Source organism: Veillonella sp. VA142 (assembly GCF_003992135.1).
Taxonomy (GTDB): Bacteria; Bacillota; Negativicutes; order Veillonellales; family Veillonellaceae; genus F0422.
In genome coordinates this window covers 19,908-34,300 of sequence record NZ_RQVN01000005.1, presented here as the reverse complement: position 1 = coordinate 34,300, position 14,393 = coordinate 19,908, and the positions used below count along the sequence as shown (strand labels likewise).

Below are 14,393 nucleotides of genomic sequence, written 5' to 3'. Positions count from 1 at the left end.
AAATAAGTACTGGAATCTAATATAATTACCCTGTAATCTCTACCAAAACTACATCACTATGTACTTCTGTTACTTCACCATTTACAATATCTCCTACGTTAAATGCATGGTCTTGTTTAGGTATTTTACTATGTACGTATTCATTGGTTAGCCCGTAGTAATAAAAGTCATCGCTTTGTTCGATTAGAACTTTTACAGGTTGATTCAAGAAACGATTGGCATAGGCTTTAAAGCCTTCCTTTCCAAGTTGATTTAATAAGGCTACACGTGTCTTTTTCACGGCTTCTGGAACTTGCTCTTCCATCTTAGCAGCTGGCGTACCTTCTCGAATAGAATATGGGAAGGCATGAATATGCGTAAAACCAACTTCTTTGACTGTACGCATGGTTTCCTCAAATAATTCGTCTGTTTCCCCTGGGAATCCGGCGATAATATCTGTCGTAATGGACAGATTTGGAATGCGGCTACGTAAATACTTCACTAAATCTTTGTATTGTTGCAAATTATAGTGACGGTTCATCGCTTTTAACACTGGATCAGATCCTGCTTGTAATGGCAAATGTAGGTTAGGGCATACACGAGGGTTCGTTGCCATTAACTCGATTAATTCTTCCGATACTTCTACAGATTCAATAGAACCAAAGCGAATGCGTTCTAAGCCATCAATGGTCAATAATTCACGCACAACACGGCCTAAGGTTGGTCGCTCAGGTAGTTCAATACCATAGTTACCGAGATGTATCCCTGTGAGGACAACCTCTTTATACCCATAAGCAACCAGGCGTTTTGCTTCTTCCACGATGTCTTCAATTTTTCTAGACTTTAATTTTCCTCGTGTATAAGGAATGATACAGAAGGAACAGAAATTATTACACCCTTCTTGTATCTTCATGAAAGCCCGACATTTTTCAATTTCATTGCCAAATAAAGGCATTTCTTCAAAGGTAGACTCTTCCATTACATTACGAACGATGGAAATCTGTTCTTCTGTAGATGGAATATTTTCTACTAATTCTACAATTTTATTTCGATTCGCTGTACCGATCACAAGGTTGACCCCATCGATAGCAGAAATCACTTCTGGCGCCAATTGGGCATAACAGCCTGTGACTACGATAAATGCTTCTGGATTACGGCGTTTTGCTTGTCGAATTAATTGGCGTGATTTTTTCTCTCCCATATTTGTTACAGAACAAGTATTAATCACATAAATAGCGGCTTCTTCATCGAAACCAACAGGTGTATATCCTGCTTTTATAAATAAACCTTTCATGGCATCCGTATCATATTGATTGACACGACACCCTAAGGTAGTAAATGCAACTGTCTTCATGAGACTCCTAATCTAGTAATTCATATTGAATCATACTCACAGCACTTAAAGCCGCTGTTTCAGCTCGCAATATAGTGGAACCTAGGCTAACCTTATGGCCTCCACAAGCTTCTAATCGTTCCATTTCAGTAGGACTATAACCACCTTCAGGACCAATGCAAATGGCTATGGTATGGTATGAATTAGTATGTAACTGAGTTTGTAAAATATCTTTGATTGTCTTGTCATCTTCTCGTTCATAGGCGCCCAACAAGAGAACTCCCTCATCAGATTGTAAGGTTTGCAGTACCTCTGAAAGTGACTGTTCTACTGTTAATGTAGGTACATCAAAGCGACCACATTGTTGGCTTGCTTCTATGATAATTTTTTCCCATCTACTCTTTTTTGCACTCAATTTTTTTGTATCATATTGGGCTACACAATGGACCGAAGATACACCGTAGATGTGATGCACGTTTAATTCCGTAGCCTTTTGTAGTAAAAACTCGAACTTATCGCCTTTCAAAAAGGATTGAATTAACACTACTTTCGTAGCTGATGTAGACACGTCAATGGTACGTAATCGTTTCGCCATATATATATCTGATTCTTCAGATGTTAATACATATTCACCTGTATGTCCTTCATGATTGCTCACAATAAAAGGTTCCTCTGTAGAATGGCGCAATACATGAAAGAGATGATGTGCTGTATCTGCAGGTAACTGGATAGTTTCATCTATAATGCCATCAATAAATATTTTTTTCATAGTATTCCTATCTTATGCTAAGGCAAAGGTATGCCAAGGGCCCTCTACCATTTCTTCCATAATAGTCCAGTAGTCGGTAATATACGGCATAATTTCATCATACCGATCGTCTACGATACCACTTATTATTAGTATACCATTATCGTGTAGTTTTTCCCTAATCATAGGTAATAAAATTTTTAATGGATCTACAGTAAGGTTTGCTACAATGAGATGCGCTTTGTCTTGAAAGTCATCACTTAGATTACCATGAATGATAGTAGCGTTGATTCCATTACTATCACAGTTTTCTTTCGCTTGTATAGCCGCCTCTTCTTCTAGGTCAATGCCTACTAAGTTAGATACCCCTAAATGATGAGCGGCCATCAATAAAATTCCTGTCCCTGTACCAATATCTAAACATACCTGCTCTCCTAAAGGTACTGGAATCGTATGAATATATTTACCCAGTAAAGTTGCACAATTCCTTGTCGTTTCATGGTCACCAGTACCAAAAGATAGCTTTGTATCCATGGTCATCACCACATCTTGTTCTGTAGCATGTGGGTCTTTAGAGGTATCATAGCTTTGCCAAGAGGGGCAAATTACCAAGTGTGGTAACAATCGTGTGGGCATAATATATTGTTGCCAACTATGATACCATTGCTCGTCATCTACAGTTTTACATTTCATATCTTCATAGAAAATATTAGCATCTTGTAATGCTGTTTCTAGTATCCTTGCCCACTCTATCTCACTATGATCTGTCCCTAAATAGATGGTCAAACGAGTTAGGTTGGGATTATCTTCCATTGTTTCTTTTATGTATCCATTACTTTCTATATCATTAAAAATGGCAGCCATTTCATCAATGACTGCCGTTTCTACAGTAATGGATATTTCTATCCATTTCATAGATGACTCCTTACTTACCAAGTTTTAATCTTGGAAAAATAACTGTTTCACCTTATCACTTAAATTTTCTAATATGCTTTTATTCACTTTTAAAGTATTTACGTCTTCTTTATTTTCTGCAGCAAACTCCACTAACAATTGACGTTGTTTGTCCGTCAATTTTTTCGGAGTTTCTACAGTAATCACCACGTGTTGATCGCCACGCTGGCTTGGTTGACGTAAATAAGGAACACCTTGTCCTTTAATTCTGAAAGCTGTACCTGTTTGTGTACCTTCTGGGATTTTCAGCTCCACTTTACCCTCTAATGTGGGAACTTGTATAGTAGCGCCTAGTGCAGCTTGTGAGAACGAAATAGTTTGACGAATCACAATATCGTTACCATTGCGTTCAAATTCTTTATCTCTAGATACATAAATGTAAACGTACAAGTCACCTTTAGGGCCACCTAATGTACCTGGTTCACCTTCACCGGACACACGTAAACGTGCGCCATCATCAACACCTGCTGGTATTTTAATTTCAATATCCCGACGTTTAACAGATTGACCCTGCCCCCGGCATACTTTACATGGTTTTTCAATCACTTTACCACGTCCACCACAACGAGAGCATGTACGTACAGTTTGCATGCGACCTAATGGTGTGTTTTGGATGACAGCTTCTTGACCAGATCCGTGACAGTTTGGACATGTTTCGACTTTAGATCCTGGTTCTCCACCAGTACCATGACAATGGTCACATTCTTCATGGCGTTGTACATTCACTTTCATCGTTGTGCCGAATACAGCATCACGGAATGAAATGCGTACATCTTGGCGCAAGTCAGCACCGCGTTCTGGACCACGTGGACCACGTCCACTGCCACCGCCGAACATATCAAAGATATTTCCAAAAATATCTTCGAATCCACCGCCACCGCCGAAACCGCCAAATCCGCCTCCACCGAAGCCCCCGCCAAAGCCACCAGCGGAGTTACCTCCGCCAGCAGTAAAGGCATCATGACCATATTGATCATATTGAGCTTTTTTAGTGTCATCGGACAAGACTTCGTAGGCTTCATTCACTTCTTTAAAGTTTTTTTCAGCCTCTTCTGGATTGTCACGATTTACGTCTGGATGGTATTGACGTGCTTTCTTACGAAAAGCTTTTTTTATTTCATCTTGAGATGCATTTTTGTTGACGCCAAGGACGTCATAATAATCACGAGCCATTACCTATGTCCCTTCTTATTATTTTTTGTCTTCGTCAACTACAGTGTAGTCAGCATCTACAACATTATCATCTTGTTTAGGAGCTTCTTGTCCACCTTGTTCGCCTTGTGCTTGCGCTTGTTCGTACATTTTAGAGGACAATTCATATAAAGGAGCTGTCAATGCTTCGCTATCAGCTTTGATTTTCTCAATATCGCCAGACTCAATAGATGCTTTTAATGTTTCTGTCGCTTTTTTTACAGCTTCTAATTGGGCTGCATCAGCTTTACCTTCAAAGTCTTTTACCGCTTTTTCGGCTTGGTATACCAAGTTATCTGCATTATTTTTCACTTCTACTTCTTCTTTTTTTGCTTTATCTTCAGCTGCATGTGTTTCAGCTTCTTTTACCATACGATCAATTTCTTCATCGCTCAAACCGGAAGAAGATGTAATAGTAATTGCTTGCTCTTTACCAGTACCAAGATCTTTTGCTTTTACATTTACGATACCATTCGCATCGATGTTGAAAGTAACTTCAATTTTAGGTACTCCACGAGGAGCTGCTGGGATACCAGATAATTCAAAGCGACCCAATGTTTTGTTAGCTGCTGCCATGTCGCGTTCCCCTTGCAATACGTGGATATCAACGGAAGGTTGATTATCTGCTGCTGTGGAGAATACTTGGGATTTAGATGTAGGAATTGTTGTGTTGCGGTCGATAATACGAGTGAAGATACCGCCCATAGTTTCGATACCTAAAGATAATGGAGTTACGTCAAGTAACAATACGTCTTTTACTTCCCCTACTAATACACCACCTTGAATAGCAGCACCGATAGCTACACATTCATCAGGGTTAATGTTTTTAGTTGGTTCTTTACCTAACTCTCGTTTAATAGCATCTTGTACCGCTGGAATACGTGTGGAACCACCAACCAATAATACTTTATCAATGTCGGATGCAGATAAACCAGCATCTTTCATTGCTTTACGAGTAGGCTCGATAGTTGCTTCTACAAGATCACGAGTCAATTCATCGAATTTAGCACGAGTTAATGTTACGTCTAAATGTTTAGGACCTGTTGCATCAGCTGTGATGAATGGCAAGTTAATTTGTGTGCTTGCAACGCCAGATAATTCAATCTTAGCTTTTTCAGCAGCTTCTTTTAAACGTTGATCAGCCAATTTATCATTGGATAAATCAATACCAGTTTCTTTTTTAAATTCACCGATTAAAAAGTCCATAATGCGTTGGTCGAAGTCGTCGCCACCTAAATGGTTGTTACCAGATGTTGCCAATACTTCGAATACGCCTTCGCCTAATTCAAGGATGGACACGTCGAATGTACCACCACCAAGGTCAAATACAAGAATTTTACCATCTTCACCTTTATCTACACCGTATGCTAAGGCAGCTGCTGTAGGTTCGTTGATAATACGTAATACTTCTAAGCCTGCTACTGTACCAGCGTCTTTTGTCGCTTGACGTTGAGAGTCAGTGAAATAGGCAGGAACAGTGATAACTGCTTGTTTTACTGGTTCTCCTAAATGAGCTTCAGCATCAGCTTTAATTTTTTGTAGAATCATAGCAGAGATTTCTTGTGGCGTATAGGATTTACCTTCTACATTCACTTTGTAATCCGTACCCATATGACGTTTAATAGAAATAATTGTGTTTTCTGGATTGGAAACTGCTTGACGTTTAGCCAATTGACCTACTAAACGTTCGCCATTTTTTGCAAAACCTACTACGGAAGGAGTCGTTCTAGCTCCCTCTTGGTTTGTAATAACAGTTGGTTCGCCGCCTTCCATTACTGCGAAACAAGAATTTGTTGTACCTAAGTCAATACCAATTACTTTTGCCATTTAACATGACCTCCTAATACTTCTTCTAATATGTTAATTAAAATTATTTATACATTATCCATTATGAACTACTTTTACCATGGCTGGCCGTACCACGCGACCTTCTACAGTATAGCCTGTTTGTAATACTTCACACACAGTGTCATCTTCCATATCTTCAGCTGGAACACGCATGATTGCTTGATGGAAATTTGGATCAAATGGTTGTCCCACAGCTTCAATGACTGCTAAACCTTGTTTTGATAGGCTTGCCATCAAGCTTTGTTGAATCATTACAAATCCTTCCATGAAAGCCTTTGTTTCTGGCGTTTCAGGTGCTGAAAGTGCCCTTTCAAAATTATCTAATACTGGGAGTAAATCTTCAATAACATGTGATTTAACAAATACCCCTAATTGTTCTTTTTCTTGGTTCGTACGACGTCTGAAGTTTTCAAAATCTGCTTGCAAACGCATGTATCGTTGCTCCCATTCTTTCGTAGGGTCTACTGCTTCAGGAGCTTCTTCTTCCAAAACTTCCACTTCAGGAGTGACAGTTTCTTCTAGTTTATTTTCTTCCATACTTCACCTCTTTACAGCTTCTTTTTCTGTTCTTGTAATTCTTCCATGCACCTATTAATATAGGCTAGGATGCCCATAATACGGCCATATTCCATTCGTGTAGGTCCAACAATGGCGAGAGTACCTACTTGATGCGGAACATTAAAACTTGCTTGGATCACGCTGATATCTTTCACCAGTTCATTGGTGTGACCTATTTTTACATCGATAGGACTACTAGAGTTTGGCGTTAATAATTGGGTTAACTCATCTTGTTGTTCCAATAAGGCTAACAGTGGTTGGGCCCGTTTAATATCGTTAAACTCTGGTTGTTCTAGTAAGGATGTAGTTCCTATTGTATAGAATAGTTTTCGCTTAGCAATGGCTCGATACAATGTGTCGCAGAAAATGACATACGTTGTATCTTGTAAATCTAAAGTTACCCGCATTTTGTCTAAGTTTTCTTGCGTAATATCCTGGATGGATACATCATGTAGCACACTATTAAATCGATGCGCATGCATAGCTAATTCTTCTTTATTAATAGGTTCCGTAAAATAAATTGGCTCATTATCCAAAGCACCTGTATTCGTTACCACCACCATGACCGCTCTATGTTCATCGATAGGAAGAACATGGATATAGGTTATAGTAGATGAATCATGGGCTGGAGCTAAAAACATACTCACATTATGACTAATACGAGAAATAAGTTTTGCTATTTCTACAAAAAAATCATCTAGTTCTTGTTGATGAGCCTGCCATAACTCTTGAATTACAGGAATATCTTCAGCTGCATCGTCTTCAAACCCCTGTAAAGTGTCTACATAGTACTGGTAGCCTTTTGCCGAAGGAATCCGACCTGCTGATGTATGAGGTTGTTCAAGAAAGCCAAGATCTTCTAAATCAGCCATTTCATTTCGTACCGTTGCAGGACTGATACCTAAATCATAATTCTTTGCGATAGTACGAGAACCAACAGGTTCCGCTGTTCTAATGTAATCTTGAATGATAGCACGCAGAATGCGCTCTTTCCTTTCATCCATAGTATCACCTCGTTATTATTAGCACTCACTAAGGTTGAGTGCTAACTACAAGATATATAGTATCACATTTACGACATATGTCAAGTGAAAAATTGGTGAAAGTTCAGTAAATACCGTATTAGTCAAAAAAACAAACTTTTTGATTGTTTGGTTTGGTGAGGTATGTCATACTAAATACATCTTTATGGTCTCTTGTATGTCACTATATATACCATCAATTTTATAAAGGGAAGAATACGACACACTCCTCCACAAACTGATCCTACGGTAGGTTTGCTCCGGAGTATGTCGTATTCTTCTAGTAATATCATAATTAATCTAAACCCGTGACATACAAGTCATCAATATACAGTATCCCTTTTATATGACATATCTCATCAACGCATCCAATTGGGTGGAAGTTTGGGAGCGAGCGTTGTATTGATCTTCTACGTCAGCTCTTACATAGTGCACTAAATTGGCATGCTCAACCTACACATCCAATCTGGTGGTAGTTTGAGGGAGAGCGTTGCTGTGATTCTCTACGTTAGCTCTTATATAGTGCTTTATATAGATATACCTCACTAACGCATCTACTCGGTGTGAGATTTAATCGATGTATACTCCCTTTTAAAATTGTATCATCATAGAATTGATAGTATAATGATATTACGATTATATATTGGCATCTATTAAGATATTAGGCTTTGTAAGATGCTAGGCCTTAGCTTAATCTTGTTTTAGATTAATGATTTCTGTAAAGGAAAGGTAGTATATGAAATTTATTGTATTACAACGTGATGACATTGAAAATTTTGTACATGTTGAGCAAGCACAAGTTCATGGTTTAATAAACGAAGAACATCATAACGAATTAGCACAGATATTGGACTATGCAAAACACGGAGACCAATTACAGTTCATAAAAAAAAGTAGTACACTCCTACCCAAAGGAGTACGACTGCTGTATATCCCACCATTGGAAGCACTTGGTATCACTACAGGTGAAACTTCCATATCATTAGAATGGACTGGATTAGAAGAAGATACGTTATACATCATACAAGATGAAGAACCATTAAAACTACGTATTACGAATCCAAAAGCGAGGGTGTATTATAAAACCCTCGCATAAAATACTTCTTCGATTCTATCCAATGTATAAGCCAAAATAAATACAAAAGACCAGTACAAGACATCAAGGATGTAAGTTGTATTGGTCTTTTTATATATTATTGTACTTATATCCCAAAAAATGAACTCCATTATGCATAGCATATCTTGTGGCACTCGTTACTACTTGAGTCGTAGTAACATAAGGAGCGCGCCACATGTTCCGAACAAGCAATACATCCTTCTCCACAGATGAACGCAGTTAAGCGTAGTAGCCTGTGATGCATTTTACAAATTAAGTTACACAAACACCAGAAGAGCACGGTGTGCTCCGAACAAACATTATGAAATACCGTTTGTGAGGAGTATACCGTGCTCTTCCTTTTAGTATATTCAGTTTAATCAGCCACAGGCTACATAACAGAACAAGTAACGATTTAGGACTGAAATGGATTCCCCAATCGTTGTAATACATGCTCGAACTTCTCTTTTGGTTTAGCGTTAGCATTATACCATTCTAAGAGCTCCGAGATTTTCTGTTCTGCTTCTTCTGGAGATAACCCTTCTAGCAAAGGTTCTGCTTTTCTAGGCAAGGCACCGCTTGTGCCACCGGCTACTAAGGTAAAGCCATTTGGTTTTCCCACTAGTCCAATATCCTTAATCATAGACTCTGCACAGCATCGTGGACAACCGCTGATACCGATACGAATTTTGTTAGGCATATCTTTACCATAGTGTTTTTGGTCTACCATAGTGGCCATTGGGATAGTTTCCATAAAAGCATGGCTACATCCATCTGTACCTCGGCATGCCATGATGGAGTTCACCGATTTATGTTGTACTTGTACAACTCCTTCTGGTAATTGCTCCAAGATGGATGCTTTTTGTTCTTTTGTAATGTCATAAATTTGAATACCTGTAGAAACGATACGGAACTTTCCATCGTGTTCTTTTGCCAGGTTCATGATTGCCTCCATTTGTTCAAAAGTGAACTCACTGAATAAGGCATGTAAAATAACTGCTGTTTTCATAAAACTCTCCTAAATTAACTGTATGGGCGTACATTCCTACTTAGGACGTAAGGAACTGACTAAACACATAATTTCCATGCTTGGCCCCTTCCTTAGTGAGACGATATGCATCATCTTCATAAACAAGCAATTGTTTACGTATTAGATCTTTAACAACAGATCCATATATATTATGAAAGTCTAAATTAAATCGACTTTCAAACAAACTAGGTTCTAACCCCCACTTCGTACGCAATGCAAGAAAGCAAAAATCTTCATAGTCACGAGGACTGGTGATGATTTCTTCCTCGACGCATGAACTTTCACCCATTTCAATCTTATGGATGTAAGGCACCACGTAAGGGGTGTTCTGAAAGCGCCGATTTCCCACAAAGGAATGGGCACCAGCACCAAAGCCGATGTAATCAGCGCCATGCCAATATTTGATATTATGACGGCTGAAAGCCCCATCTTTATCAAAACTTGCAATTTCATATCTATCGAACATCTGTTTTTCTAACTCTTCCACAAGGTAGTCGTACATCTGTTCGCATATATCTTCAGACGGTAATATAACCGAATGGTCCATGACTTGACGATGCAAAAAGGTAGTAGGTTCCACTTGCAGACCATAGATAGAGATATGATTTATGGGCAAAGACTGAATAATCTCTAGATTATAAGAAATATCTTCCAATGTTTGCCCAGGTAATCCATAGATCTGATCAATGCTAATATTTCGGAAGCCTACCTCATGTGCATCTAGGACAGCTTGCTGTGCCATCTTTGCTGTATGAGTGCGATGCAATATACGCAAATGGTCATCATGAAATGTTTGTACACCAAAGCTGATACGGTTGATGCCAAGCTCATATAAATGTCGCAAGTACCGTGTGTCTACTTCACCTGGATTTGCCTCTATAGTAATTTCCACATCGCTGTTGATGGTGTACTGTTTGTACACTGTCTCTAATATACGATTCAATTCCTTAATGGACAACACAGTCGGTGTTCCACCGCCGAAGTAAATCGTATCGAAGGGCTTTGTCCCCAACAGGGATTGACTAGATTCAATCTCTTGTCGCAACGCATAGGCGTACACATCAAAATAGTCTTCTAAACCTTGGTACGAAGGGAAATCACAGTAGGTACACTTTTGACGGCAAAAGGGAATGTGGATGTACATTCCCCTCTGACCTACTGGAATACGAGTTGTATTCATTAGTTTTCTACTTTCAAAATCGCCATGAATGCCTCTTGTGGAATCTCTACAGACCCTACAGCTTTCATCCGTTTTTTACCTTCTTTTTGTTTTTCTAGCAATTTACGTTTACGGGAAATATCACCGCCGTAACATTTTGCCAATACGTCTTTACGCCAAGCTTTTACCGTTTCACGAGCTACAATTTTTGTGCCTACTGCCGCTTGGATTGGAATTTCAAAGTTTTGACGTGGAATCAATTCTTTCAATTTCTCAGCGAGGGCACGGCCACGTAATTGAGCGCGATCTTTGTGAACGATAATACTCAAGGCATCGACAGGATCTCCGTTTAGCAAGATATCCATTTTTACCATTGGAGATTGTTGGTAGCCAATCAATTCGTAGTCCAAGGATGCATAGCCTTTCGTAGCAGATTTCAATTTATCAAAGTAATCGTAAATGATTTCCCCTAGCGGCAAGTGGTATACGATGGATACACGGCTTTCATCAATGTATTCCATGCTGATGTATTCCCCGCGTTTGTCCTGTGAAAGTTCCATAATGGCTCCCACATAATCTTTAGGGACGATAGTGGTTGCCTTTACATATGGCTCCTCTACATAGTCAATTTCAGTTGGTGGCGGTAATTTAGCAGGGTTATCCACTTCGATGACTTCCCCATTTGTTTTGTATACCTTATAGTTTACGCTTGGAGCAGTCGTAATCAAGGATAGATTATACTCCCGTTCCAATCGTTCTTGGATGACATCCATATGCAACAATCCAAGGAAACCGCAACGGAATCCAAAGCCTAGTGCCAAGGATGTTTCTGCTTCGTATTCTAAAGCAGCATCGTTTAGGTTTAGTTTTTCTAAGGCATCCCGTAAGTTTTCATAATCTTTGGAATCTGTTGGGTATAGACCACAATATACCATGGACACGGCTTTGCGGTATCCTGGTAATGGTTCTTCAGCTGGATTATCTGCTTTTGTGATAGTATCCCCTACACGACAGTCACGAACATTTTTAATACTTGCCGCTACACAGCCTACAGAGCCACATGGTAATTCTTGGACTGGTAATAAATGCGGTGTAAATACACCTAATTCAGTGACCTCAAAATCCTTAGAACTGTGCATCATACGAATGGTATCTTTTACTTTCAAAGACCCTTCTTGCACACGCACGTATGCAATGGCACCTTTGTAGGAGTCAAAGCGAGAGTCAAAAATTAAGGCACGTGCTGGTTTATCAGAATGATCTGGTGGTGCAGGAATTTTCTCTACAATGGCTTCTAAGATATCCTGAATACCAATGCCAGACTTAGCACTGGCCAAAATAGCATCAGATGCATCTAATCCAATAACATCTTCGATTTCACGTTTTACACGTTCAGGATCTGCACTTGGCAAATCAATTTTATTAATGACAGGAATGATTTCCAAATCATGTTCCAATGCTAAATAGACATTGGCCAAAGTTTGCGCCTCTACACCTTGTGCAGCATCAACCACCAACAAGGCTCCTTCGCAAGCTGCCAAGGAACGTGATACTTCATAACTGAAGTCAACATGACCCGGTGTGTCGATTAAATTTAATGTGTACTCTTGTCCATCCTTTGCGGTGTGCAATAAACGAACGGATTGGGCTTTAATTGTAATGCCCCGTTCCCGTTCTAGGTCCATGGAGTCTAAGACTTGGGCTTGCATTTCCCGTTTTGTCAAAGACCCCGTTTCTTCGATTAAACGATCCGCTAGCGTGGACTTACCATGGTCAATATGAGCAATGATACAAAAATTACGAATATGTGATGTACTCATGACTTCCCTTTCTAACAAACAATATCTATTACACCACCACCAAGAACTCGACTTCCTTCGTAGAATACGACGGATTGACCCGGTGTAATGGCGCGTTGTGGTTCCGTAAATTCAACTTTCATAGTACCGTCCTCTGTGAAAGTAACAGTACATGGTGATGGTTTCGCGGCATACCGAATTTTACCTTCTGCTTGTAATGATGTGGGCACAACTCCGTCTAGGAAGTTATAGTTTTTACACAACATCGTGCGAGAGAATAAACTTTCATTAGGACCTACGATAACCTCATTCGTTTCGCCATCTAATTTCACAACATAGAGAGGATATGCATAGGCAATGCCCAAGCCCTTACGTTGTCCAATTGTATAATTGTATAATCCATTATGCGTACCTAACACTTCACCATTTTCATGGACAATGCGCCCTGATTTAGGTTTCGATTTCGATGTTTTTTCGATGAACCCTTGGTAATTGTGATTCGGCAAGAAACAGATATCTAAGCTATCTGGTTTATCCCAAACAGGCAATTCTTTTTCATGAGCCATTTCGCGAGTTTTCGTTTTTGGTTGATTCCCTAAAGGAAAGACTATATGTTTTAAAATATCTTGGGTTAACGTGTACAATACATAACTTTGATCCTTCGTTGGATCGTCACCTTTATGTAATTCATACCGCTGTGCTGCCTCATTGTACATAACCTGCGCATAATGACCTGTCACCATGTGTGTAGCCCCTAAGGATAAGGCACGTTGTAATAACAAATCGAATTTAATATTGCGATTACAGAACACGCATGGATTCGGTGTACGACCATTGGAATATTCCGTGATGAAATAATCTACCACATTGTCTTTGAAAATATCTTTCGCATCCACCACATGATGTTCAATACCAAGAAAATCGCACATCTTCTTTGCATCTACCACAGCTTGTGGAATTTCGTCTTCCTCCGTGTCACTTACCCACAAACGCAAGGTAATACCAAATACTTTATACCCTTGTTCTAATAACATTGAAGCGGTTAAAGAACTATCTACGCCACCGCTCATAGCTACTGCATATACTTTGTCCATATTATCTCCTACCATCAAATTGATACATCAAAACAGATTGAAAGTCTGAAGATGTATAATTGAACAAAAAATTATACTTATACATATCACTATATTATAACGTACTTTATGGGATTGTGACAATATTTTAAAGATATACTAAGTCAAATCGGTTACTGTTATTAATAGAAAAACCACCTACCGAAGTAAGTGGTTTTCATACCTCTCGGTGGGTGTCGCTTACCCCACATCTCAATCCTATTTCTAGTTGTGTAGAGGCCACAAATTTTCTACCTCGAGAAGTTATTATACCTATTCTACCAAAACTATTAGTAATTGGTAAAGCTTTTTTAATAAATTATGCAGAAAATACCCGATATAATTCTTATCAATAAAACTTCAAGTTAAATTAATCAATACCATATAATGCATTCTTCAATCTTACAATTATTTTCTAGAATCATATCCTTTACTTTGCGTAAAGCTTTAAAAAAAAATAATTCCGGATAGATTGGATCTAAGCATTCAATCGTAAAGTTGAGAGTCGTTTTATCTACTGAAAATGTACCATAATCTGTTCCATTATTAGGGTAATAATTATAT

The 14,393-nt window shown here is 39.0% G+C and carries 12 protein-coding genes; 1 reads left to right on the top strand and 11 read right to left on the bottom strand.

Going from position 1 to position 14,393, the window contains the following annotated elements; all coding sequences use genetic code 11:
* Window positions 1-25 precede the first annotated feature (25 nt).
* The 7 genes from mtaB to hrcA are packed head-to-tail and all read right to left on the bottom strand — an operon-like array spanning window position 26 to window position 7,615.
* Window positions 26-1,333 carry a tRNA (N(6)-L-threonylcarbamoyladenosine(37)-C(2))-methylthiotransferase MtaB gene (gene mtaB, locus EO117_RS03335; protein ID WP_126939093.1) on the bottom strand — a complete coding sequence of 436 codons (1,308 nt, stop codon included), beginning with the start codon at window positions 1,331-1,333 and terminating at the stop codon, window positions 26-28.
* 7 nt (window positions 1,334-1,340) lie between these two features.
* Entirely contained in the window at window positions 1,341-2,081 is a 741-nt protein-coding gene (locus EO117_RS03330; RefSeq protein WP_126939092.1) for a 16S rRNA (uracil(1498)-N(3))-methyltransferase, read from the bottom strand.
* A gap of 12 nt (window positions 2,082-2,093) precedes the next feature.
* The gene (locus tag EO117_RS03325; protein WP_126939091.1) at window positions 2,094-2,975 is read right to left on the bottom strand and encodes a 50S ribosomal protein L11 methyltransferase; all 882 of its coding nucleotides are present in this window, start codon (window positions 2,973-2,975) and stop codon (window positions 2,094-2,096) included.
* 24 nt (window positions 2,976-2,999) lie between these two features.
* Window positions 3,000-4,187, bottom strand: coding sequence for a molecular chaperone DnaJ (gene dnaJ, locus EO117_RS03320; protein WP_126939090.1), 1,188 nt, complete (start codon window positions 4,185-4,187; stop codon window positions 3,000-3,002).
* Window positions 4,188-4,205: 18 nt separating this feature from the next.
* On the bottom strand, window positions 4,206-6,032 hold the full coding sequence (gene dnaK, locus EO117_RS03315; RefSeq protein WP_126939089.1) for a molecular chaperone DnaK: 1,827 nt from the start codon (window positions 6,030-6,032) through the stop codon (window positions 4,206-4,208).
* A 54-nt stretch (window positions 6,033-6,086) separates the two neighbouring features.
* A complete protein-coding gene (grpE, locus tag EO117_RS03310) occupies window positions 6,087-6,590 on the bottom strand; it encodes a nucleotide exchange factor GrpE (RefSeq protein WP_126939088.1) in 504 nt (167 codons plus the stop codon).
* 11 nt (window positions 6,591-6,601) lie between these two features.
* Window positions 6,602-7,615 carry a heat-inducible transcriptional repressor HrcA gene (gene hrcA / locus EO117_RS03305; protein ID WP_126939087.1) on the bottom strand — a complete coding sequence of 338 codons (1,014 nt, stop codon included), beginning with the start codon at window positions 7,613-7,615 and terminating at the stop codon, window positions 6,602-6,604.
* A gap of 754 nt (window positions 7,616-8,369) precedes the next feature.
* Between hrcA and EO117_RS03300 the strand changes: the two genes are divergently transcribed.
* The gene (locus EO117_RS03300; protein ID WP_126939086.1) at window positions 8,370-8,729 is read left to right on the top strand and encodes a hypothetical protein; all 360 of its coding nucleotides are present in this window, start codon (window positions 8,370-8,372) and stop codon (window positions 8,727-8,729) included.
* A gap of 415 nt (window positions 8,730-9,144) precedes the next feature.
* Here the strand turns inward: EO117_RS03300 and EO117_RS03295 are convergent, their stop codons facing one another.
* From EO117_RS03295 to mnmA, 4 genes are read right to left on the bottom strand one after another with little or no spacing between them, the layout of a single operon-like run.
* The gene (locus tag EO117_RS03295; RefSeq protein ID WP_126939085.1) at window positions 9,145-9,738 is read right to left on the bottom strand and encodes a nitrite reductase; all 594 of its coding nucleotides are present in this window, start codon (window positions 9,736-9,738) and stop codon (window positions 9,145-9,147) included.
* A 40-nt stretch (window positions 9,739-9,778) separates the two neighbouring features.
* Window positions 9,779-10,939: a radical SAM family heme chaperone HemW gene (hemW, locus tag EO117_RS03290; protein ID WP_164727480.1), complete on the bottom strand. Its 1,161-nt coding sequence runs from the start codon at window positions 10,937-10,939 to the stop codon at window positions 9,779-9,781.
* Complete coding sequence (lepA, locus tag EO117_RS03285; protein ID WP_062403449.1) at window positions 10,939-12,738, bottom strand: translation elongation factor 4; 1,800 nt, start codon at window positions 12,736-12,738, stop codon at window positions 10,939-10,941. Before lepA ends, hemW begins: the two co-directional genes overlap by 1 nt.
* Window positions 12,739-12,749: 11 nt before the next feature.
* Window positions 12,750-13,811 (bottom strand): tRNA 2-thiouridine(34) synthase MnmA, encoded by a 1,062-nt coding sequence (gene mnmA, locus EO117_RS03280; RefSeq protein ID WP_126939084.1) that lies wholly within the window; start codon window positions 13,809-13,811, stop codon window positions 12,750-12,752.
* Window positions 13,812-14,393: the final 582 nt, after the last annotated feature.

What these genes read in the sequence shown, in the direction of transcription:
- mtaB (WP_126939093.1), bottom strand. Translation starts at nt 1,333, where the DNA reads ATGAAGACAGTTGCATTTACTACCTTAGGGTGTCGTGTCAATCAATAT.
- EO117_RS03330 (WP_126939092.1), bottom strand. Translation starts at nt 2,081, where the DNA reads ATGAAAAAAATATTTATTGATGGCATTATAGATGAAACTATCCAGTTA.
- EO117_RS03325 (WP_126939091.1), bottom strand. Translation starts at nt 2,975, where the DNA reads ATGAAATGGATAGAAATATCCATTACTGTAGAAACGGCAGTCATTGAT.
- dnaJ (WP_126939090.1), bottom strand. Translation starts at nt 4,187, where the DNA reads ATGGCTCGTGATTATTATGACGTCCTTGGCGTCAACAAAAATGCATCT.
- dnaK (WP_126939089.1), bottom strand. Translation starts at nt 6,032, where the DNA reads ATGGCAAAAGTAATTGGTATTGACTTAGGTACAACAAATTCTTGTTTC.
- grpE (WP_126939088.1), bottom strand. Translation starts at nt 6,590, where the DNA reads ATGGAAGAAAATAAACTAGAAGAAACTGTCACTCCTGAAGTGGAAGTT.
- hrcA (WP_126939087.1), bottom strand. Translation starts at nt 7,615, where the DNA reads ATGGATGAAAGGAAAGAGCGCATTCTGCGTGCTATCATTCAAGATTAC.
- EO117_RS03300 (WP_126939086.1), top strand. Translation starts at nt 8,370, where the DNA reads ATGAAATTTATTGTATTACAACGTGATGACATTGAAAATTTTGTACAT.
- EO117_RS03295 (WP_126939085.1), bottom strand. Translation starts at nt 9,738, where the DNA reads ATGAAAACAGCAGTTATTTTACATGCCTTATTCAGTGAGTTCACTTTT.
- hemW (WP_164727480.1), bottom strand. Translation starts at nt 10,939, where the DNA reads ATGAATACAACTCGTATTCCAGTAGGTCAGAGGGGAATGTACATCCAC.
- lepA (WP_062403449.1), bottom strand. Translation starts at nt 12,738, where the DNA reads ATGAGTACATCACATATTCGTAATTTTTGTATCATTGCTCATATTGAC.
- mnmA (WP_126939084.1), bottom strand. Translation starts at nt 13,811, where the DNA reads ATGGACAAAGTATATGCAGTAGCTATGAGCGGTGGCGTAGATAGTTCT.